The 21374-nt window shown below is 68.5% G+C and carries 20 protein-coding genes and 3 pseudogenes; 5 read left to right on the top strand and 18 right to left on the bottom strand.

The features are described from left to right. Positions 1-87: 87 nt before the first annotated feature. From AB0I18_RS36320 to kdpF, 5 genes are all read right to left on the bottom strand, one after another. Entirely contained in the window at positions 88-501 is a 414-nt protein-coding gene (locus tag AB0I18_RS36320) for a VOC family protein (RefSeq protein ID WP_363109953.1), read from the bottom strand. A 146-nt stretch (positions 502-647) separates the two neighbouring features. Continuing rightward, the gene (locus AB0I18_RS36315; protein WP_363109975.1) at positions 648-1316 is read right to left on the bottom strand and encodes a potassium-transporting ATPase subunit C; all 669 of its coding nucleotides are present in this window, start codon (positions 1314-1316) and stop codon (positions 648-650) included. Positions 1317-1340: 24 nt separating this feature from the next. Next, a complete protein-coding gene (kdpB, locus tag AB0I18_RS36310) occupies positions 1341-3470 on the bottom strand; it encodes a potassium-transporting ATPase subunit KdpB (protein ID WP_363109952.1) in 2130 nt (709 codons plus the stop codon). After that, the gene (gene kdpA / locus AB0I18_RS36305) at positions 3467-5131 is read right to left on the bottom strand and encodes a potassium-transporting ATPase subunit KdpA (protein WP_363109951.1); all 1665 of its coding nucleotides are present in this window, start codon (positions 5129-5131) and stop codon (positions 3467-3469) included. Before kdpA ends, kdpB begins: the two co-directional genes overlap by 4 nt. An 8-nt stretch (positions 5132-5139) precedes the next feature. Next, entirely contained in the window at positions 5140-5229 is a 90-nt protein-coding gene (gene kdpF, locus AB0I18_RS36300; RefSeq protein ID WP_266830789.1) for a K(+)-transporting ATPase subunit F, read from the bottom strand. A 427-nt stretch (positions 5230-5656) separates the two neighbouring features. On the opposite strand from kdpF, the gene AB0I18_RS36295 reads away from it, so the two are divergent. After that, positions 5657-6223 (top strand): hypothetical protein, encoded by a 567-nt coding sequence (locus tag AB0I18_RS36295; RefSeq protein ID WP_363109950.1) that lies wholly within the window; start codon positions 5657-5659, stop codon positions 6221-6223. Positions 6224-6279: 56 nt separating this feature from the next. Here the strand turns inward: AB0I18_RS36295 and AB0I18_RS36290 are convergent. After that, positions 6280-7502, bottom strand: a pseudogene (locus AB0I18_RS36290) (RNA-guided endonuclease TnpB family protein). On the opposite strand from AB0I18_RS36290, the pseudogene tnpA reads away from it, so the two are divergent. Further along, a pseudogene (tnpA, locus tag AB0I18_RS36285) lies at positions 7465-7801 on the top strand (IS200/IS605 family transposase); the annotation flags it as partial. The pseudogenes AB0I18_RS36290 and tnpA sit on opposite strands and share 38 nt — an antisense overlap. A gap of 87 nt (positions 7802-7888) precedes the next feature. Here the strand turns inward: tnpA and AB0I18_RS36280 are convergent. The 5 genes from AB0I18_RS36280 to AB0I18_RS36260 form a co-directional block, all read right to left on the bottom strand. After that, on the bottom strand, positions 7889-8614 hold the full coding sequence (locus tag AB0I18_RS36280) for a class I SAM-dependent methyltransferase (protein ID WP_363109949.1): 726 nt from the start codon (positions 8612-8614) through the stop codon (positions 7889-7891). A gap of 173 nt (positions 8615-8787) precedes the next feature. Continuing rightward, entirely contained in the window at positions 8788-10119 is a 1332-nt protein-coding gene (locus AB0I18_RS36275; protein WP_363109948.1) for a replication-associated recombination protein A, read from the bottom strand. A gap of 56 nt (positions 10120-10175) precedes the next feature. Then, a complete protein-coding gene (locus tag AB0I18_RS36270) occupies positions 10176-10601 on the bottom strand; it encodes a PPOX class F420-dependent oxidoreductase (protein WP_363109947.1) in 426 nt (141 codons plus the stop codon). A 57-nt stretch (positions 10602-10658) separates the two neighbouring features. Next, the gene (locus tag AB0I18_RS36265) at positions 10659-11021 is read right to left on the bottom strand and encodes an MmcQ/YjbR family DNA-binding protein (protein ID WP_363109946.1); all 363 of its coding nucleotides are present in this window, start codon (positions 11019-11021) and stop codon (positions 10659-10661) included. 8 nt (positions 11022-11029) lie between these two features. Continuing rightward, the gene (locus AB0I18_RS36260) at positions 11030-11413 is read right to left on the bottom strand and encodes an MmcQ/YjbR family DNA-binding protein (protein ID WP_363109945.1); all 384 of its coding nucleotides are present in this window, start codon (positions 11411-11413) and stop codon (positions 11030-11032) included. A gap of 310 nt (positions 11414-11723) precedes the next feature. Between AB0I18_RS36260 and AB0I18_RS36255 the strand changes: the two genes are divergently transcribed. Continuing rightward, a complete protein-coding gene (locus tag AB0I18_RS36255) occupies positions 11724-12587 on the top strand; it encodes an AraC family transcriptional regulator (RefSeq protein WP_363109944.1) in 864 nt (287 codons plus the stop codon). A gap of 258 nt (positions 12588-12845) precedes the next feature. On the opposite strand, the gene AB0I18_RS36250 is transcribed toward AB0I18_RS36255, so the two are convergent. The 5 genes from AB0I18_RS36250 to AB0I18_RS36230 form a co-directional block, all read right to left on the bottom strand. Continuing rightward, the gene (locus tag AB0I18_RS36250; protein WP_363109943.1) at positions 12846-13253 is read right to left on the bottom strand and encodes a hypothetical protein; all 408 of its coding nucleotides are present in this window, start codon (positions 13251-13253) and stop codon (positions 12846-12848) included. A 101-nt stretch (positions 13254-13354) separates the two neighbouring features. Then, positions 13355-13543 (bottom strand): hypothetical protein, encoded by a 189-nt coding sequence (locus tag AB0I18_RS36245; RefSeq protein WP_363109942.1) that lies wholly within the window; start codon positions 13541-13543, stop codon positions 13355-13357. Positions 13544-13885: 342 nt separating this feature from the next. Next, positions 13886-14857 carry a sulfotransferase domain-containing protein gene (locus AB0I18_RS36240; protein ID WP_363109941.1) on the bottom strand — a complete coding sequence of 324 codons (972 nt, stop codon included), beginning with the start codon at positions 14855-14857 and terminating at the stop codon, positions 13886-13888. Between the two features lie 84 nt (positions 14858-14941). After that, entirely contained in the window at positions 14942-15166 is a 225-nt protein-coding gene (locus AB0I18_RS36235) for a hypothetical protein (RefSeq protein ID WP_363109940.1), read from the bottom strand. A gap of 432 nt (positions 15167-15598) precedes the next feature. Beyond that, complete coding sequence (locus AB0I18_RS36230) at positions 15599-17851, bottom strand: LLM class flavin-dependent oxidoreductase (protein ID WP_363109939.1); 2253 nt, start codon at positions 17849-17851, stop codon at positions 15599-15601. 110 nt (positions 17852-17961) lie between these two features. On the opposite strand from AB0I18_RS36230, the gene AB0I18_RS36225 reads away from it, so the two are divergent. After that, a complete protein-coding gene (locus AB0I18_RS36225; RefSeq protein ID WP_363109938.1) occupies positions 17962-18393 on the top strand; it encodes a MarR family transcriptional regulator in 432 nt (143 codons plus the stop codon). Between the two features lie 382 nt (positions 18394-18775). On the opposite strand, the gene AB0I18_RS36220 is transcribed toward AB0I18_RS36225, so the two are convergent. Beyond that, positions 18776-19849 (bottom strand): alkene reductase, encoded by a 1074-nt coding sequence (locus AB0I18_RS36220; protein ID WP_363109937.1) that lies wholly within the window; start codon positions 19847-19849, stop codon positions 18776-18778. Positions 19850-20095: 246 nt separating this feature from the next. On the opposite strand from AB0I18_RS36220, the gene AB0I18_RS36215 reads away from it, so the two are divergent. Then, positions 20096-20623, top strand: coding sequence for a MarR family winged helix-turn-helix transcriptional regulator (locus AB0I18_RS36215; protein ID WP_363109936.1), 528 nt, complete (start codon positions 20096-20098; stop codon positions 20621-20623). A 563-nt stretch (positions 20624-21186) separates the two neighbouring features. Here AB0I18_RS36215 and AB0I18_RS36210 read toward each other — a convergent pair. Further along, positions 21187-21374 (bottom strand): annotated as a pseudogene (locus tag AB0I18_RS36210) (MarR family transcriptional regulator); the annotation flags it as partial.

Raw genomic sequence — 21374 nt, 5'->3', positions numbered from 1 at the left:
GCGATGACGCCGGAGGTCCCGCCGACCGTCGAGTCGGCGGGACCCGGGACGTGCGACCGGGCCGGGTTGCCCTCGGACGGGGCCAGCTCAGTTCTGCGCCTGGCTGATGTTGACCATCCAGGGGATGCCGAACCGGTCCGTGCACATGCCGAACACGTCGCCCCACATCTGTTTGTCGAGCGGGACGGACACGGTGCCGTCGGCGGACAGCTTCTCCCAGTAGCCGCGCAGCTCGGATTCGTCGTCGCCACTGAGACTCACCGAGAAGTTGCTGCCCTGCGTGTACTCCATGCCCGGCGGGTTGTCGGCGCCCATCAGAGCGAAGCCGCTCGGGGTCTCCAGCATGCCGTGCATGATGTTGTCGGCTTCCGGAGTGCCCGGCGAGCCGAAGTCGGCGTAGGTGTTGAGCACCAGCGTGCCGCCGAACACCTCCTGATAGAACTCCATCGCTTGCCGGGCGTCGCCGCGGAAACTGATGTACGGATTGAGGCGCGAGGCCATGAAAACCTCCCAGATCGGGCCAATCGATCAGATCTCCGCAGACTAGCGCGGGGCACTGACAACGGCCCGTCGTAGGCGATCGGGAGCCTGTCACGCCTCGAACTCCTGGAGCAGTTGCCGCTGGGTGACCAGGGGCCATAAGGCCGTCAGCTCTTCGCCACGAGTTCCTTGAGCGCGATGTTGAGTTCGAGGACGTTGACGGTGGGCTCGCCCATGAAGCCGAGGATCCGGCCGTCCGTGTCTCCGTCCACGAGTTTCTGGACCTGGGCGACGGACAGCCCGTTGTTCTCGGCGATCCGGTGGACCTGGAGGTCGGCGTACGCCGGGGAGATGTCCGGGTCCAGGCCGGAGCCCGAGGAGGTGACCGCGTCGGCGGGCACGTCGGACGCCCTGACCTCGTAGTCCGGGGTCGAGTTGTCCTTGATGACGGCGGCCTTGGCGGCCTTCACCCAGTCGATCAGGTCCTTGTTGTCGGCGGAGCGGTTGGTGGCGCCGGACAGGATCAGCTTGTACTGGGTGTTGACGCTGTTGGTACCCAGACCGTTCTGCGGGCGGCCCTGGAACCATTTCAGGTCGGGCTCCGGGGTCTCCTGGCCCTTCTTCAGCGGCAGGTTGTACGCCTGGCCGATCAGCGAGGAGCCGACGACCCGGCCGTCCGCCTTGATCTCCGAGCCGTTCGCCCGGCCGGGGAAGATTCCCTGGGCGACGCCGGTGATGGCCAGCGGGTAGAGGACGCCCGTCACCACGGTCAGCACCAGGAGGGCGCGTAGCCCTGCCCAGAGCAACCGGGCAGTGTTCGTAACCGAGTTGTTCATGGCGGTCAGCACGCTTTCAGGAGATTACAGCCCGGGGATGAGGGAGATGAGCAGGTCGATGATCTTGATGCCGATGAAGGGGGCGATCAGCCCGCCCAGGCCGTAGATCCCGAGGTTGCGCCGCAGCATCTTGTCCGCGCTGACCGGGCGGTACTGCACCCCGCGCAGGGCGAGCGGCACCAGCGCGATGATGATCAGTGCGTTGAAGATGACCGCGGACAGGATCGCGGAGTCGGGCGAGGACAGGTTCATGATGTTGAGCTTGTCCAGGCCCGGGTAGACCGCCGCGAACAGCGCCGGGATGATCGCGAAGTACTTGGCGACGTCGTTGGCGATCGAGAAGGTCGTCAACGCGCCCCGGGTGATGAGGAGTTGCTTGCCGATCTCGACGATCTCGATGAGCTTGGTCGGGTTGGAGTCGAGGTCGACCATGTTGCCGGCCTCCTTGGCGGCCGACGTGCCGGTGTTCATCGCCACCCCGACGTCCGCCTGCGCGAGGGCCGGCGCGTCGTTGGTGCCGTCGCCGGTCATCGCGACCAGCTTGCCGCCCGCCTGCTCCCGCTTGATCAGCGCCATCTTGTCCTCGGGGGTGGCCTCCGCGAGGAAGTCGTCGACGCCCGCCTCCTCGGCGATCGCCCTGGCGGTCAGCGGGTTGTCACCTGTGATCATGACGGTCTTGATGCCCATCCGGCGCAGCTCGTCGAACCGCTCCCGCATGCCCTCCTTGACAACGTCCTTGAGGTGGATGACTCCGAGGACGCGCGCGCCCTTGTCGTCCTCGACGGCGACCAGCAGCGGGGTGCCGCCCGCCTCGGAGATCCGGTCGGCGAGGGTATCAGCGTCCTCGGCGACGGTGCCGCCCTGCTCCCGTACCCACCGGACGACCGAACCGGCCGCGCCCTTGCGGACCTTGCGCCCGTCCACGTCCACACCCGACATCCGGGTCTGCGCGGTGAAGGCGATCCACTCGGCACCCGCGAGCTCGCCCTGGTGGCGTTCACGCAGCCCGTACTTCTCCTTCGCCAGGACCACGATGGAGCGGCCCTCGGGCGTCTCGTCGGCCAGCGACGACAACTGGGCGGCGTCGGCGAGTTCGGCCTCGGTCGTGCCGCGCACCGGTACGAACTCGGCGGCCTGCCGGTTGCCAAGGGTGATGGTGCCGGTCTTGTCGAGCAGCAGGGTCGACACGTCACCGGCTGCCTCGACCGCCCGGCCCGACATGGCGAGCACGTTGCGCTGCACCAGCCGGTCCATGCCCGCGATGCCGATCGCGGAGAGCAGCGCGCCGATCGTGGTCGGGATCAGACAGACCAGCAGGGCCACCAGCACCACCATGCTCAGGTGCGTGCCCGCGTAGTCGGCGAACGGCGGCAGGGTGGCCACCGCGAGCAGGAAGACGATGGTCAGCGAGGCGAGCAGGATGTTAAGCGCGATCTCGTTGGGCGTCTTCTGCCGAGCCGCGCCCTCGACCAGGTTGATCATCCGGTCGATGAAGGTCTCGCCCGGCTTCGTCGTGATCTTGATGACGATGCGGTCTGACAGCACCTTCGTGCCGCCGGTGACGGCCGAGCGGTCACCGCCGGACTCCCGGATGACCGGCGCCGACTCACCGGTGATCGCCGACTCGTCCACCGACGCCACGCCCTCGACGACGTCACCGTCGCCGGGGATGATGTCACCCGCCTCGCAGACGACCAGGTCGCCGACGCGCAGTTCGGTGCCGGGCACCTGCTCCTCGCGGCCGTCCACCAGGCGCCGGGCGACCGTGTCGGTCTTGGCCTTGCGCAGGGTGTCCGCCTGGGCCTTGCCGCGGCCCTCGGCGACCGCCTCCGCCAGGTTGGCGAAGAGCACGGTCAGCCAGAGCCAGGCACTGATCGCCCAGCCGAACCAGTCCCCCGGCTCCTTGAACGAGAACACCGTCGTCAGCACCGAGCCGACCAACACCACGAACATCACAGGTGACTTCACCATCACCCGCGGATCGGTCTTGCGCAGCGCGTCCGGCAGCGACCTGACCAGCTGCTTGGGGTCGAAGAGACCCGCACCGACCCGGCCGTCGCCGCCCTTGTGGCCGGTCGGTGCGTCCTGGTGGGGAGCGAGTGTGGGAGTCGAGGTGGACATCGTGTCCTCTTGCTTCGTTACGTCGGTGGTCATGACGCCAGCCCTTCAGCGAGCGGCCCCAGCGCCAGGGCGGGGAAGTACGTCAGACCGGTGATGATGAGAATCGCGCCCACCAACAGCCCGGTGAACAGCGGCTTTTCGGTACGCAGGGTGCCCGCGGTGGCCGGCACCGGCTTCTGCTCGGCCAACGAACCGGCCAACGCAAGCACGAACACCATCGGCAGGAACCGCCCGAGCAGCATCACGATGCCGATCGTGGTGTTGAACCACTGCGTGTCGGCGTTCAGACCGGCGAAGGCCGAGCCGTTGTTGTTGGCGCCCGAGGTGTACGCGTACAGGATCTCGGAGAATCCGTGCGCGCCCGAGTTGGTCATCGAGTGGCCGGGCGTCGGCAGCGCCATCGCCGCGGCGGTGAAGATGAGCACCAGTGCCGGGGTGATGAGGATGTAGCAGGCCGCGAACTTGATCTCACGGGTGCCGATCTTCTTGCCCAGGTACTCGGGGGTGCGGCCGACCATCAGACCGGCGATGAACACCGCGATGATCGCCATGATCAGCATGCCGTAGAGGCCGGAGCCGGTCCCACCGGGCGCGATCTCACCGAGCTGCATCCCCAGCAGGTTCAGCCCGCCCCCAAGACCCGTGTTGGACGAGTGGAAGGAATCCACCGCGCCGGTCGAGGTGAGCGTCGTGGAGATCGAGAAGATCGACGAGGCACCGATACCGAAGCGGGCCTCCTTGCCCTCCATCGCCCCGCCCGCGATCTCGAACGCCGGGCCGTGGTGGGCGAACTCGGTCCACCACATCAGGCAGATGAAGCCGACCCAGATGGTCGCCATGGTGGCGAGGATCGCGTAGCCCTGGCGCAGCGAGCCGACCATCCGGCCGAAGGTGCGGGTCAGCGCGAACGGGATCAGCAGGAGCAGGAAGATCTCGAAGAGGTTGGAGAACGCGTTGGGGTTCTCGAAGGGGTGCGCGCTGTTGGCGTTGAAGTAGCCGCCGCCGTTGGTGCCGATCTCCTTGATGGCCTCCTGCGAGGCGACCGCGCCGCCGTTCCACTGCTGCGAGCCGCCCATGAACTGACCGACCTCGTGGATGCCGGCGAAGTTCTGGATGGCACCGCAGGCCACGAGCACGATCGCGGCGATCACGGAGAGCGGCAGCAGGATGCGGACGACACCGCGCACCATGTCGGCCCAGAAGTTGCCGAGCTCACCGGTCCGGGAGCGGGCGAAGCCCCGTACGAGCGCCACGGCGACGGCGATACCGACGGCCGAGGACAGGAAGTTCTGCACCGCCAGGCCGCCGGTCTGCACGACGTGGCCCATGGCCTGCTCGCCGTAGTACGACTGCCAGTTGGTGTTCGACACGAAGGACGTGGCGGTGTTGAACGCCTGGTCCGGGTCGATCGAGGAGAAGCCCAGTGAACCGGGCAGCGAACCCTGTACCCGCTGCAACAGATACAGGAAGAGGACGCTGACGGCCGAGAAGGCCAGGACGCCGCGCAGGTACGCGGGCCAGCGCATCTCGGTGTTCGGGTTGGCGCCGATGCCCTTGTAGATCCACTTCTCGACCCGCAGGTGCTTGTCGGAGGAGTAGACCCGGGCCATGTGGTCGCCGAGCGGGCGGTATGCCAGTGCCAGCGCCGCGATCAGCGCGAGCAGCTGGAGCACACCGGCGAGGACGGAGCTCATATCAGGACTCAGAACCTCTCCGGGAACACCAGGGCGAGGATGAGATAGCCCAGCAGAGCGACGGCCACGATCAGGCCGACAACGTTTTCGGCGGTCACAGCTTCGTCACCCCCTTGGCGACGAGAGCCACCAGCGCGAAGACCGCGATCGTGGTGACAACGAAGGCCAGGTCGGCCATCGCAAGCTCCTAGATGAGGTGCGGATCGAACGGACGATTAGAGGAAACCGCCTCACCGGCCCGATTCGGCCACCGTTGACGCCTCCCATACGGCGGCCCGCACGCCTTTGACGGAACCCATACGCCCAGGTGTCGCCGGAGGTCGTCAGGGCAACCGGGAGCGCTGTCGGCACAGAGCCCCGTTCTCCTTCGACGGCAGGTGGTCGCGTCCAGGAGGCGCATTCAGGACGCAGGGTGGCCGCATTCAGGACGGTCCGCGTACGGCATGCGCCAATTTCGCCCCCGCTGAGTCAGCGATCCATCAAATGGGCCCCCACCGCATGACGCGTGTGCCTACCGTCACGGGCATGCCTCGACGTAGCCCACGGCACTCATCCGGCCGCTGTCCCGCCCTCGCGGGGGGCGACGACGACGGCACGTGGGTGCACGACCGGGCCTGGGCGGGTGAGGCGCGGTCGGCCGCGGGCTGTGCCGCGCTGCTGCTGGGGATGCTGCTGGTGATCGACGCCGGGTCGGGGAGCATCACGGCGACGCGGACTCTGTTGTGGACGACGCTGGCTTTTCTGCTGTTCGCCGTGCTGCTGCCCCCGCGCGTCGCCGCGTGCGAGGGCGTTCTCGTGTGCCGCGGACTGCTCGGGCAACGGTCCGTGCGCACGGACCGTCTCATGGTGGTGCGCCGCGCGGACGGTGTGGCCCAACGCCTCGTCCTGCGCGACGACTTCGGCGGACGCGTCGAGTTCGATCCCCAGGTCCTGGCCGACAACCCCGCGCTGTGGCGGCTGCTGGACGAGGGCGCCCGCGCTTCGGCGGCGGATGGCTCACTCGTCTGCGGAACGACGGAGCTGCGGCGGCTGTCGGAGCGGATCGACCGGGAGACGGCGCGGACGGTGTTCAGGATCTCCGGGCTTGATTGACTTGCACCTCGGGTTGAAGCTCGAGGATTCTGGTCTTCTCGATCGTTGCTGTGCCGCTACGCGGCACGGGGTTCGGTCGGGAATCCGTGGCTTCCTGTCTCTCCGCGCTGTGCCAGAACGAGTTCTGGTCTTACCGGCGCTCCGCAGGCCGATACCGCCAGTCCGGCGGCCGTCTTCACGTTGATCGCGGCGTTGTGGTCCCGGTCGTGGACGGTGCCGCAGGCGGCGCAGGTCCATTCCCTCACGTCGAGGGGTTTGGGCCCGTCCTTGACGCCGCAGGTGGAGCAGACCTGACTCGTCGGCTCGTACCGGCCGATCTTGATCAGGGTCCGTCCGTACCGTTGTGCTTTGTACTCCAGCATGTTCACGAATGAGGCCCAGCCGGCGTCGTGGACACTCTTGGCCAGCCTGGTGCGCGCGAGTCCTTTGACCGCCAGGTCTTCCACGCCGATCCCTTGGTTGTCGCGGATCAGCTTGGTGGAGACCTGGTGGTGGAACTCATGGCGGGCGTCGGTGACCTTGGCGTGGGCGCGGGCGACCGTGAGCCGGGCCTTTTCGCGGTTCTTCGAACCTTTCTGCTTGCGGGACAGTTCCCGCTGGGCCTTCTTCAGTTTCTTCTCCGCGCGGCGCAGGAACCGCGGGGAGTCGATCTTCGTGCCGTCGGACAGGACGGCGAAGTGCTTCAGGCCGAGGTCGATGCCGACGGTGTGGTCGGTGGCGGGCATCCGGACGGCGTCGGCGGCCGGGTCGATGTCGATGCCGACGGAGGCGAAGTACCGGCCGGCCGCGTCCTTGATCACGGTGACCGAGGAGGGCTGTGCGGGCAGGGTGCGTGACCACTTCACCCTCACCGCACCGACCTTCGGCAGGTTCAGCCGTCCGCTGTCGGTGATCTTCCAGCGGGCATTGGCGGTGAACCGGATCGACTGCCGGGTGTCCTTGCGGGACTTGAACCGCGGCGCACCGGTCCTGGGCCCTTTGCGGGGGCCCTTGAGGGAGGCGAAGAAGTTCTTGTAGGCGGTCTCGGCGTCGCGCAGGGACTGCTGGAGAACGACCGCGGAGACCTCGCCCAGCCAGGACCGCTCCTCGGTCTGCTTCGCCTGGGTGATCAGCCGGGTGGACAGCTCGCCGGTCTTCGGAAACGGCTTCCCGGCCCTGCGGGCGCTCTCGCGGGCGTGCAGGGCGTCGTTGAACACGACGCGGGCGCACCCGAACGCCTCGCCAACGCCTTCTGCTGGCCGGTGTCCGGGTACAGCCTGAAGGCGTACCTGAGCTGCATGACGGCCACGCTACATACGTGGGTTATGAGTGAGATGCAGAAGATCAGAACTGGTCGGCACTGTGCTTTCGTGATGCATGTTCGAGTACACGCTGGTGGAGTTCAACGGTGAGAACGACCACGTCCACCTGCTGGTGAATTTCCCGCCCAAGGTCGCCGTCACCAAGTTGGTCAACTCCCTCAAGGGCGTCTCCTCACGCCGTCTGCGCCTGGAGTTCCCCGACCTGGTACAGCACTACTGGCGGGCCAACAAGCTGTGGTCGGGCTCCTACTTCGCCGGCACCGTCGACGGCGCCCCGCGTCGCAACCATCAGAATCGCTTCACCACCGGACTGAAGCCCGACGCACCGCGAATGAACCCGGTAGCTACTCGCCCGAGTGGCCGGCTACCCCTGGCGGGTGGCCACCGCCATCCGGCAGCGCGGGCTGCCGTCGTCCCGGCGGCCGAACTCGGGGAGGGCGTACAGCTCCACCGTGAAACCGGCCCGGGCCAGTTCCCGTCGTACGTCACCGAGGCGGAACTCCCGGTAGTACATGACGAACGGGGGACGCCACACCGCGTTCCGCGCGCGCATCGCCGTGTCGAAGGCCAGCATGGCCCAGTAGCCGCGGGACCCGGGGCGGGCGGGGGCCACGATCGGGAACGCGAACCGCCCGCCGGGGCGGAGCACCGAGTGGACCTGCGCGAACAGGCCCGGCAGCTCCTGGGGCAGGAAGTGCCCGAAGGCCCCGAAGCTCACCACCAGGTCGAAGGCGGACCCGAACGGCAGGGCCCGCGCGTCGCCACGCACCCACGCGGCCTGCGGCCCGTGCTGACCCGCACGCTCCCGCGCCACGGCGAGCATGCCCGCGCTGAGGTCGACACCGGTGACCCGCTCCCGGCACACCGTCCGCAGCACGTCCATGCCCGCGCCGGTACCGCAGCACAGGTCGAGCCCGCTGTCGAAGGGCCCGATCCGCTCCAGCGCCCGCGCGACGGAGCGCAGAACCGAGTCCGGCGTACGGAAGGGGGTGTGGTCGAACTTCGGCGCGAGCAGGTCGTAGCCGTGCTCGACGGACGACAGCGCCTGCACGGCGAGTTCGCGGAACGTGGGGCCTTGCGCGGTGAACATCGAGGATCAGCTTAGAGCTTGTCCGGCGAGGCCCGCAGGCTCGGGTGACCCGGGCTCTCCCGGTGTCTCCCGCTGCCGCGCGCCTGCCCTGAACTGACACCACACAGGCCGGCCCTGGCGGTCAAGCCAGCGCTGCAGCGCCTCGAACACGTTCTTTGGATGTGTGCTGAAGCTCAACCGGATGTCCGGCTGGAGGTCGATGAGCACGTTGACGATCCGCTCGAACAGGACGGTGTACTCCGGGACATTCTTGATGCGTAACCGCCCTCGCCGGGATGGTAGAAGGTCTCGCGGTCCATACCCTCGGGCCAGTAGTCCGCGCCGGAAAATCCCTCCGGTGTGTCCGGGTCGTACTGGTAGCCCTCGCCGTAACCGATGTCCTTCATGAGCCGGGTGGGCGCGTTGCGGATGTGCAGCGGCGGCATCAGGGAGCCGGTCCGGCGGGCGCGCTGCTGTGCGGCGCCGAACGCCCGGTGGACCGCGATGGATTTGGGGGCGGTCGCCAGGTGGACGACGGCCTGCGCGATGGCCAGTTCGCCTTCGGGCGAACCGAGACGCTCGTACACGTCCCAGGCCGCCAGGGCCTGTTGTACGGCCTGGGGATCGGCTGTTCCGATGTCCTCGTTGGCGAAGCGGACGAGTCGGCGGGCGATGTACAGGGGGTCCTCGCCGCCGTCGAGCATGCGGGCGAGCCAGTACAGGGCCGCGTCGGGGTCGGAGCCGCGCATCGACTTGTGCAGCGCCGAGATCAGGTTGTAGTGGCTCTCCTGGGCTTTGTCGTACAGCGGAGCCCGCCGCTGGATCTGCTGGGCGAGACCGGAGGTGTCCAGTGGCGGTGCGCCGTCGGGCAACGCCTGGAGCTGCTCGGCCATGTTGAGCAGGAACCGGCCGTCGCCGTCGGCCATGGCCATCAGGGCCCGGCGGGCCTCGTCGTCCAACGGCAGTTCGCGCCCGGTCAGCTGCTCGGCGCGCGCGATCAGGGTGTCCAGGGCGGTGTCGTCGAGGCGTTTGAGGACGAAGACCCGGCAGCGGGAGAGCAGTGCCCCGTTCAGCTCGAAGCTGGGATTCTCGGTGGTGGCCCCGACGAGGGTGACCGTGCCGTCCTCCACGTAGGGCAGGAAGCTGTCCTGCTGGGCGCGGTTGAACCGGTGGATCTCGTCGACGAACAACAGCGTGCCCTGGCCGATCTCGCGCCTGCGCCGGGCCGCCTCGAAGATCTTCCTCAGGTCGGCGACTCCGGAGAAGGTGGCCGACAGCGGCTCGAAGGCCAGCTCGGTCCGCTGCGCCAGGAGCCGGGCGATGGTGGTCTTCCCGCATCCGGGTGGCCCCCACAGGATCGCCGACACCAGCCGCCCCTGCTCCACCATGCGCCCGAGGGGGGCGTAGGTCGCGAGCAGGTGTTCCTGCCCGACGACGTCCTCCAGGGTGCGCGGCCGCAGCTGGTCGGCCAGCGGGCGCCGCGTGTCCTCGTAGAACAGGGGCAGTGCTTGTGCTTCGTGCTTCATGGACGGGTCCTTGTTTCCGGGCCGCGCGGTGAGTGTGGAGAGCGGCCGGGTGTTCGTCAGTCGGTGACGCCGCCGTAGGCGATGACCTTGGTGGGGCGCAGGCGGACGACGAGTTCGCCGGGGACGGCATTGCGCCTGCCGAATGCCTCGGCCTTGTCCGCGCCCATGTACCGGGCACCGGACCGGGTGGCGACATCGAGGAGTTCGTCGAGGTCCTCGCTGAGCGTCACCTCGCCTCGCGCTTCGACGTAGGCGAAGGGCGGGGCGTCGTCGGCCACGCAGAGGGATGCGCGGGGGTTGCGCCGCAGGTTGCGGGCCTTGGCCGTCGCCCCACCCGTGGTGAACAGGAAGGCCTCGCCGTCGAAGACGTACCAGACGGGGGTGATGTTCGGTGTGCCGCCGGCCCCGATGGTGGCGAACCGTCCGGTGGGCGCGCCGCGGGTGACGAAGGCGTGCCATTCCTCGGTCGACATGCTGTGCATGGGCGGTCCTTGTCCGTGGTCGGTTGGTTGGTGATCGGTTGGTTGGTCGGTTGGTGGTCATCCGGGACGGCGGTTGTGCGGAACCGTCTCCAGGACGAGGTGGTAGGAGTGGTCGACGAGTTCGGCGACCAGGTCCGCGGTGATGTCCCGGCCGGCTCCTACGGAGATCCAGTGCCGCTTGTCGAGGTAGCGGCCCGGAGTGAGCGACGGGTACCGGCCTTGCAGCAGCCGCCCGTACTCCGGTTCCGCCTTGAGGGTGACGATGAGTTCGTCCGGGTCGTCGGTGACGATCAGGAAGACCTTGCCCGCCACCTTGTAGACGTCCAGCTGCTCGGTGAACGGGCGCCCGTGGCTGACTCCCGGGAGCGCGAGTGCGGTGTGGCGTGCTGTGTCCTGGAGCTTCGTGCCGTTGAACGACATGCCGGAGGTCAGGCGCGGAGGCCGTAGGTGCGCGGGTCGACGGGCTGCTGGGACTTGGCGAGCCCGCTGACGACAAGTCGGTAGGAGTCGGTCACGAGCTCCTGCACCAGCGTCTCCTCGATCGTGTTTCCGCCCCCCAACGTGATCCAGTGCTTCTTGTTCATGTGGTAGCCAGGGGTGATCTCCACGTGCTCGTCCCGCAGGGCGGCCGCCTCGTCGGGCGCCGATTTGAGAATCACCACCGGTTCACCCGTCACCTGCGTCATGAGCATGAAGACCTTGCCGCGCACCTTGTACACCTCCCACTCGGGACCGAACGGGTGCTCCAGCCCAGCCCCGGGAAGTTCCTCGGCACAGTCGGCCGCGGTCTTCTGCAGCGTCTCTCCGTCCACGGTCAAAAGCTCCTTCATCGATTCGAACGCCCGGCTGTGCGGGGACCTTCGTGGCCTGCGGTGAGGGGAGGCATCGGACGACGCCGACGGCACGCACCCGCGTGGGCCGCGGTCACCATCCTTACGCCGCGGACGACAAATCGCTCGGTAGACTGCGGACACATGATGGTCGACAGGCGACACCCGCGGCGGTCCGAGCGAGGTTCCTCCGCCCTCTTCGTCTCGCGGCCCGACTCCGCCGCATACGCAGAGCCCGAGTCCGTCCCGCTGTACCGCTTCCAGCCCCCGGTCGGTACCCCGCGGCCTGGAGGTGACCACCGTCGAGGACTTCCACGCCGACCACGACGACTGGCCGTGGAACCCGCCCCGTCCGGGCCGTGCCACCTTCCACTACCTGATCCTCGTGACGGAGGGTGAACTGCGGCACGACGTCGATCACGTCACGCGCACGGTCGCTCCCGGCCAGTGGCTGTGGGTGCGCCCCGGGCACGTGCAGTGCTGGCACGACCCCGGCACCGCGCGTGGTCCCTTCATCCTGTTCGAGCCGGATGCGCTCCGGCCCGGCACCGCCCGCGAGCTGGCTCCCCTCATCGCGCACGACGCCCCCGCCGTACTGACGCCGCATCCCGACGACGCCCCCTGGCTGGCACAGACCGCGTTCCAACTCCTCGACGAACACCGTGCGTTGGGACGCCGCCCGCTCGCGGCCCATCACGCCCTGCGGTGCAGTCTCCTCGAAGTCCTGCTACTACGACTCGCCAACTCACCGGGCGTCGCACAAGCTCCGGTCACCGCCGGAAACACCTCCTCGGCCAACAACGCCGATGCCAGGCACCCGGGCGTCATGCCGGTCTACGAACGATTCCTGGACGCCTTGGAGCTGCACCACCGCGAGCTGCACCGCGTCGACGACTACGCCCGGCTGCTCGGCTGTTCCGTACGAACCCTCAGCCGCGCCGCCCAGGCCGCCGCCGGCACCGGAGCACGGCAGGTCATCGATCAGCGCCGCCTGCTCGAAGCACGCCGTCTGCTCGGCCACGCCCGGTGGACCGCCCGCGCGGTCGCCGACCACCTCGGCTTCACCGACACGGCCAACTTCGGCCGCTTCTTCCGACAGCACACCGGTCTCGCACCCGCCGCCTACGCGGCTCGTCAGGCCACCCCGGACCCCTGAGACTCCCCCGCCGGGTCGAAACCAGCAGAACGTTCCGCTCGCGCACGTTGCCTGCCGTGCCGCCGGTGGGACTTCGGCGGCCGGTGAGGCCTCGGCGCCCTCAGGCGTCCCGCCGCTTGAGCCGCAACGCCGCCGGAGCCAGTGCTGGAGGGGGAGGTACGGGCCGATTGTGTCGTTCCAACTCACCGGTAGCGGTGAGCGATGTGCCGGGTAACCGGTGCGGTGGCCGCCGCCAGGGTGGCCACCGCACCGCGTGTGTCACTGCCAGATACGGCCGATGGCCACCCAGCGGTAATTGCCGACTCCCACTGAACCCGTGGACCAGCCCACGCGCTGCACGTTCTGAGTGGTCTTCTCGCAGTCGTAGCCCGAATAGGTCAGTGTGGTGGGAGACCCGGAGAGGGCCACGCTCTCTTCGGGAAAGTAAATGTTCGTGATAGTCGCGTTCGTGCTAGCCGTGGTACCCGTGCTGAACGGCACGCAATCACCGTTGACGCTGATGCTGTGGACCGGAGCTTTGGTTTCCATCGTGACGGCCACGCAGGCGAGTGATGCGCCGGCCTCGCACTGGGGCACGCTCGCCGCCTGGGCCGGGCCTGTGGTCACGGCCAGTGCCGCTGTTGCCGCGCCGCCTGCAACGATCATGCTGATGAGACGCTTCTTCATGAGATGCGTACGCCTTCCGTCTTCGACATCGTGGGCGCACGTGAGATGTGCCGCCCAGAGAGAAGTGAGTTGATGCATCATCTATCTGCCCCACCTCGGCGTCAAGCCCAAGCAGGCTCGACCAGGCGGGTCGTGCCGCCGGTGGACAGGACGGACTCGGCGGCGGGTTCGCGCATGCGCATGGCCTGGCCGGGGGCCTCAGAGAGGTTCACCAGGACGATGTACTCGACCAGGCTCAGCCCGCACCCGGCGAACAGATCGGCCTTCTGGACGCGTGGCACGACCAGCACGACCCGGGCGAAGGCCCGCCAGGCGGCCTCTTCGTCGGCATCGAGGGGCGTCGTCCGGTCCGGCAGCCTAGCCGCCGGCTCACCCTACGAAGCCTCGGACATGGTTGACGCGACAACCATTCAAGGCTAGTTTGTTGCCGGTCGCCGGGTCTCCACTCGTCCGGCCCAGGAGCCCTGTTGGTTCCCCATTCGACGGCCTTCGGCCGGTGAGACTCATAGCCGTCGGTCAGGACACCCATCTCACGTACCGGTTCCCGTCGGCGATCGCGTCGGTTCCCGACCGGGGGTGACGGCGCCCGACACCACCGACCAGAGGTGACCTGGCCGGAAGGGAGGCCCCGGTCAGCGATATCCGTAGGCGTCCAGCACGGTGCCGTACCGTTCCTCGAAGAGCTTCTCGTGCTCCGGTGTGAAGTGTTCGCGCCAGGCGCCGATCCGTCCCCGGTGGAACGAGTACGACTGGTCGTTGAAGAGCTGGTCGACGAGGTCGGCCGGGTTCTGGACAGGGTCGCCGTCCGTGCCGAGGAAGTCGGCGATCCGGACGACGGCCGCCGACTGGAGTTGCCGGGAACCGCCGCCGCGCGGGCCGACGAGTTCCTCGAAGGAGACCTTGCAGACGGCGGGGTGGCGCAGCAGCCACAGCCCGCGCTCGAAGGCGTCGGCGCCGGGAAAGCAGGGGTCGGTGAGGGCGATGGTCAGCCGTTCCTCGAAACTGCCCGCGTTTCGCAGGATGGCGCGGTAGACGCGGTGGTCGGTGAAGTGGCCGACCCCGCGGCCGCTCTCACCGGAGAGGAAGTTGACCATGGACAGCAGTACGTCGCGCGGATCGCGGTAGTTGAAGACGATCCTGGGGTTGCCCGTGTCCAGCCACTCGCTCAGGAAACCCTCGTCGGCCCGGTGCGGGTCGAGCTGGTGCAGAAACCAGCAGACGTCTTCCGGAGTGTCGGCGAAGCCGCGGGCGGCGGTCCGCGCCAGGGTTCTGGCGACGAGTTCCGGTGAAGGGGCCTCCTCTGCCGGGCCTCGCCAGGGAATACCGAGCCGAATGCGCCAGGCCCCGTAGAACGCGGCGACCGCCTCGGCGATGGCCGCGTCGACCACGGCCCGTTCCTTGCTCTCGGTGAGCCGGCTCAGTTCCTCTTCGTCGTAGACCATGGTCAGTACACGCCACAGCGTGTCGCCCCTCAGCTTCGGCTGAATTTCGGCGGCGGCCGAGACCTCCCCGTGGAGGGAGTAGCCGAACCCGGTCATCAATTCCTTCAGTAGATGCGTCCCCGCCTTTCGCAGGGACACCACCAGGGCGTGCGATGCGGTCATGCCGCAACGTCACCGACCTTTCCATTCCGCGCGGTCGGCAACCCCGCCGGATCGACCGATCCGGCGGGGCGTCGATCAGCAGGGTCAGCAGCGTCCCGGCTCGTTGGGGCCCGTCTCGCAGTAGTCCTGCGTGCCGACGACAGCGCCCTCGGCCAGGGCTTCCTGGAAGACACTGCCGGTGGCCACGTAGGAGGTGGATCGCTCGGTCGTGCCTTCCGCGGTGGCGGTGAACGCGGTGGCGGGAACGCTGAGCAGCGCGATGACGGCAGCGCCCGTGGCGGCGGATATCGCGGAAACAGGGGTCCTCATGGGGGGCCTTTCGGTGAGGGGGGTGACAGCAACTGCAAGAAGGAGCAGGGAAAGCGGACGGGCGCGGATCCCGGTACGTAGAAGTACCCCTGCGCCCTTGCCAATTCAGCAGCTCACTGCAGCGAGATCAGTAGAACACTCGGACTTCGAAACTTCAACAGAATCCCCGCAACCGCCCATGAGAGGGTCATGGTTCAATCAATGGGGCGTTGTTACTTGCGAGTTATCAAGAACGGCCGGCAAACACCGTGAAGGAATTGTAAAATTGCTCGGCCTTTCACCCTTCCGGCTTCTCTCGCGCGTAGTCAAAGACACCACTGAGGACGGCGTCGAGGATGCGCGTCTCCCGGGGCGTCGGCTGCCGGGCACGGGGCCGGTACTGGAGATCCACCTGAATTGCCGGGCGTGGGCCGTGACACTTCCGTCCCGGGGTCATGTCGTCGGGCTGATGGGGAAGTTGTCGCGGAAGACGTTCTGCGGATCGTAGGCGCCCTTCACCTGCCGCAGCCGCGCCAGGGTGACCGGCGGGAACGCCTTGGTCAGGGCGGCAGCGTGGTCATGGGTCTCGAAGCTGAGATAGAGGCCGGTCGCCGGGACCTTCTCCCATTCCTGGGCCGCCTGTCGCTCGTGGCCCTGGCGGACCAGGACGGACAGGGAGAAGTTCTGCGTGCGGTGGGCGTAGGCGGTGGCGTCGGCCGGTACGTCGTTGATGGCTCCGCCGACTGCGCGGATCTGGAAGTAGCTGGTGTCCCTGCGGTCGAACAGGCCTGCCACCAGGGCGGCGGTGTCGGCGTCGATGTGGTCCACCAGTGCGCTGCGGCTGCGCATCAGGGACTGGCCGTCGTGCTGGTCGTGCGTCGGGGCCATGACCGCCGCGTACGGGACGAGTTGCGCGCTTTGCTGGAGGACGGGGGCGATGGGCAGGAAGCGCTCCAGTGCCCGGGCCGCCCGTTCGGTGTCGTCGCCGGCCCAGACGGCGTACGTCTGGGCGATGCGCCGGCCTCCCTGATGGACGACGATGAGGAACGCGGTCAGCTCGCGCGGGCTGTCCTCCACCACCTTGCCCCACGTTTGGAGGAAGCCCGCGGTGTCGGTGGCGTCGTGCAGGATCTGGGCGAAGGCGACGTCGCCGAGTTCGGTGGCCTCGATGTCGAACGAGGTGACGATGCCCATGTTGGCACCGGCGCCGCGCAGGGCCCAGAACAGGTCGGGGTGGTGCTCGGCGTCCGCGCGTACCAGGGAGCCGTCGGCCAGGACGACGTCCGCGCCCTTGAGGTGGTCGATGGTGAGGCCGTAGGAACGGCCGAGGAAGCCCTGGCCGCCGGTGGTGGCCAGTCCGCCGACACCCACGCCGGCGTAGTCGCCCGAGCTGATCGCGAGACCGTACGGGGCAAGCGCGGCGGCCACCTCGCCCCAGCGGGCGCCGGGTCCGACGCGCACCAGGCGCCGCTCACGGTCGATGAGCTCGATGCCGTCGAGGGCACCGAGGTCGAGGACGATGCCGCCGTCGTTGGTGGAGGCACTGCTGATCCCGTGTCCGCCGCTGCGGACCGCTATCGGCACGTGCTGGGCTCGGGCGTAGCCGAGCGCCTCGGAGACCTGCCGCGGTGTGGTGGGGCGCAATACCAGCCCAGGTTGGCCGGACCACACGTATGTGGAGCGGACGCTGCGGTACTCGCGGTCCCCCGGCTCCACGGCCCGGTCGGCCAAGTCCGCGGGCAGGCCGTCGTAGTCGATGCCGCCGCGGCGCTTGGCCAGGGCGGCGGCCGGGCGGACGCCGCCGGTCGGCGTGCCGGCGGACTCGCGTTCGGCGGCGGCCTGCTCCCGCAGGGCGGGGGCGACGTCCTCGGCGAAGGTCTGGAGCGTCACGGGGTCGTCGGAGGCGAGGATGAAGGTGCCGATGCCGTCCTCCAGGACGAAGGGGAGGAGCTGTTCCACCCACTGCTCGGCCGGCCCCTTGAGGAAGTCGCCCGAAGTGCCGAAGTCTCCCTGGATGTTGAGCAGACGGCGGATCTCGCGCGGGTCGCGGCCGTGCCGTGCGGCCGACTCGTCGATGATCTCGTTGCCCTCGCTCAGGGTCGGCGAGGACAGAAAGCTCAGACTGGGCAGCCAGCCGTCGGCCTTCTCGCCGATCAGCCGGAGCATGCGGGGCTTGTAGGCGCCCAGCCAGATCGGTACGTCATGGGCGGGTGCCGGGCCGCGCTTGGCGCCGTTGACCTTGTAGTACGTGCCGTCGATCCGCAGGGCGCCGCGCTCGGCGACCGCCCAGATGCCGCGGATGACGTCAATGGCTTCGCTCAGCGCTTGGACGCTCTCGCCCGGTGTCAGCTTCCGCCCGCCCATCGCCTCGATGGCGTCCCAGAAGCCGCCCGCGCCCAGACCGAGGTCGATCCGGCCGCCCGACAGCAGGTCGAGACCGGCCAACGAGCGGGCCAGGACCGCGGGCTGGCGCAGGGGCAGGTTGGTGACGTTCCCGGACAGGTGGACACGCTCGGTACGGGCGGCGACCCAGCTGATCAGCGTCCAGGTGTCGAGGAAGGCCGGTTGGTAGGGGTGATCCTGGAAGGTCACCAGGTCCAGTCCCACCTGTTCGGAGTGCACTGCCAGGTCCACCACACGCTGGGGGTCCTGGTTCTGAGGTGTGAGGAATGATCCGAAGCGCAGGTCGTGACCGTAGTCGGTCATGCGAACCGCCCCCTGTCCTTGCGGGCTCGATCGTGGATATCGACAGATCATTGAACGCTACCAACGATCTGATCATTCCTGTCATCGGTGACGGTTGATAGAATCGTCTCGTGATCACCGACCGCGTCAGCTTCGTCCTGGCCCGCTTGGGCCGGATCGCCGAGACGGAAGTCCGGCAGGCGCTGGCCGAAATGGGGCTCAAGTTCAGCCACGCCCATGTGCTGGGGCTGCTGGCCGAACGCGAGCGCCTGAGCCAGCAGGCGTTGCTGGAGGAACTGAAAGTCGACCCCAGTGTGCTGGTCACGGTACTCAACGGCCTTGAGAACAACGGGCTGGTGACCCGCCGCCGCGACCCCGCCGACCGACGCCGCCATGTCGTCGAGATCTCCGATCGCGGGACCGCGCTGGTCGTCCGGGCCGACCGCGCCGTACGCGTCGCCGAGGCGGAGCTGTTCGCCGGCCTCGAAGAGCAGGAGCTGACGGAGCTGCGGCGGCTGCTTCGGCGGATCAAGACCTGGGACGCCAGCACCTGCGAGGAGTGACGCCCTCGGGGACCGACGCGGACGTGAGACCGACGACGGCCTGGACGTACCGCAGACCGTGGGGATGGACCTGCACCGCAGCCGATCGGTTCCGGGACGCAGGAGTGGAGTGTCGTCGTCAGCGCTCTCCCGGGCGGGGCGACGCCACCGGCCTTCCCAGCCTCACCGGCACCGCGCCGACAGGCCGCCATCTCGTGACGGACGAGACGTTCGTGATGACACCCCTCCCGGCGAGGAGCATCGACGGCAGCACGTGGCGTGTCGTGAGACCCATGCCGTCGACCCACCGAGTTGTCCGGGCAGGAAAATATGCGCGCCCGCGCGTGTGCCCCCAGCCGGATCCACCGGGCGGGGGCACACGTGCAGGCCTGACGGCCGAGGGTCAGTCGAGGGTCGGGTAGTCGGTGTAACCGGTGTGGTCACCGCCGTAGAACGCGGCGGGGTCCGGGGCGTTGAAGGGACCGCCGGCGGCCAGCCGCTTGGGCAGGTCGGGGTTGGCCAGGAACAGGGCACCGAAGGAGATCAGGTCGGCGGTGCCGTTCTCGATCAGCTCCAGCGCCTCCGGCCCTGTGGGCTGCGGCGCGGTGAAGGGGTTGAGGATGTAGGTGCCCGGGAACTGCTTGCGCAGACGGAGGGTCAGGTCGCGGCTCTCGGGCGCCTCCATCTGGTGCAGGTAGGCCAGGCCGAGCGGGGCGAGCTCGTCGACCAGCGCGGTGTAGGTGGCCTCCACGTCGGCCCGGTCGGACTCGTCGATGTCGTTGAAGGGGTTTCCGGGGGAGAGACGGAAGCCGACCTTGTCCGCGCCGATGGCCTCGGCGACGGCCTTGGTGGTCTCGACGGCGAAGCGGATGCGGGCCTGCGGCGAACCGCCCCAGCCGTCGGTGCGCCGGTTGGAGCTCGGGGCCAGGAACTGGTGGATGAGGTAGCCGTTGGCGCCGTGCAGCTCCACGCCGTCGAAGCCGGCCTCGATCGCGTTGCGCGCGGAGGAGGCATAGTCGGCGATCGTCTCGAGGATCTCGGCCTCGGTGAGTTCCTTCGGCGTCACGAAGTCCTGCGGGCCGCTCTGCGTGTAGACCTGCCCCTTGGCTGTGACGGCGGACGGGCCGACCGGCTGAAGGCCCATCAGGCTCGGGTGGCCGACCCGGCCGGTGTGCATCAGCTGCAGGTAGATCACACCGCCCTCGGCGTGCACGGCGTCAGTCACCTTGCGCCAGGCCGCGACCTGCTCGGCCGAGTGAATGCCCGGCGTGGCGGGGTAGCCCTGGCCCACCACGGACGGCTGGGTGCCCTCCGTGATGATCAGACCGGCACTCGCCCGCTGCGCGTAGTAGGTGGCTGACAGGTCGGTCACGCACTGCCCGTCATCGTATGCGCGACTACGAGTCATCGGAGCCATCACGATGCGATTGGCCAGCTGCTTGCCGCTGAGGGCGTAGGACTGGAAAGCCGTTGACATAGATCAATTTCCTTGTCTCACAGGCGGGCCGCCATTCCCCGCGGCCCATGACGTACCAGCGCCGGTCGCGCAGTTAACTGTCCGAACAAGTAAATCGTATCGGAGCCATCCCCACGCACCCGTGATCCACGTCACTCTGGCCGTCCTTACGCAGGAACGGAAGGCGCTCTTGTCGGCCCGTTGGGACCCGGGAGAGCGGTAGCATCTACCTGTTCAAGCAAGTTCCGACCGCCCAGCGAGGAAGAAATGCCCCAGCCGGAGAGAGCGGACGCAGGTCACTCGACCGCAGCCCGGACGACGCCGTCAGCGGACGGCCCCTTGCCGCTGCCACCTTCCGTCGCGGCCGGTCCCCTCAGCCACGCGATCCTCCGCGTGGCCCGCCTGCACCGCATGTTCGCCGGGCAGCTACTGCGCCGCGTCGGCCTCCACCCCGGTCAGGAACTGGTCATGATGCAGCTGTGGGACCGCGGCCCCCAGCGTCAGACCGACCTCGTCCGCCTGCTCGGATCCGACGCCGCCACCATGACCCGCACCATTCAACGTCTGGAGAACGCGGGCTTCGTACGCCGCCGCCCCTCCCCCAGCGACAAGCGGGCCACCATCGTGGAACCCACGGCCGCCAGCAACGCCCTGCGGCAAGAGGTGGAGCGCGCGTGGCTCGATCTCGAGGCGAGCACCGTGAACGACCTGACCTCTGAGGAGCAGGCCGAGGCTCTCGAGGTCCTGGGCCGGATCGAGGACAGCCTCACGCGGGTCGCAGCACAACTCGACTGAGAGACCGCGCCGAGAGACCACACGCCGGATCCGGAGCCGCCGCACGGATCGCTGCTCAGCCCGCCGTCTCGGTCCGGGACCTCGGGCGCCGCCAGGCGGGAAGCAGGGCCGGAATCAGTCCGCCGACCGTGGCGGCTGTCGCGATCAAGCAGGAGACGCGGAAGCCGTGCACCGCCGGGATCTCGACGCCGCCCACCGCGTCTGCGGTATTGGCCAGGACCGGAGCGGGCGGTCGGACGTGGGTGATGCGGCACGAGTTTCCAGGCCATCGCGCAAGCGGTGCGACAGGGACTTCAGGGCGCCGGAGCCCCCTTCCGACTCCACACCGTGACCGCCGACAACCGCCTCGACGCCAACCGACGCTACGACGTCACCAGTCACCAGCGGCCCCGCCTCATGCCTGACCAGCCGGAGAGGGCTCACTGGCTTCACGCTTCGACGTCCAGACCAATGGCCAGGACGGCATCACGGCCAAGCTGCACTGCGATTGGCCAACCATCGCCGCGAGCCACAAGAGCCGGGCTACCGGCCCTGCCGACATGGCCGAAGACCCGTGCAGCCGCTCAGGCGGGGTCCTCGTCCAGCTTCGCCACCACTCGGTCGGAGATGTCGGCCAGCGTCCGCAGCTCCGCCGGGGTCACATGGTCCAGGAACAACTCCCGCACCGCCTCCACATGCAACGGAGCCGCCGCCTCGATCGCCACCCGCCCGGCATCCGTGATCACCACGAACGCCCCCCGCGCATCCTCGG

This window comes from Streptomyces sp. NPDC050704, assembly GCF_040654355.1.
GTDB lineage: Bacteria > Actinomycetota > Actinomycetes > Streptomycetales > Streptomycetaceae > Streptomyces.
The sequence above is the reverse complement of the archived record's forward strand: the minus strand, read 5'-3'. Positions and strand labels throughout refer to the sequence as shown.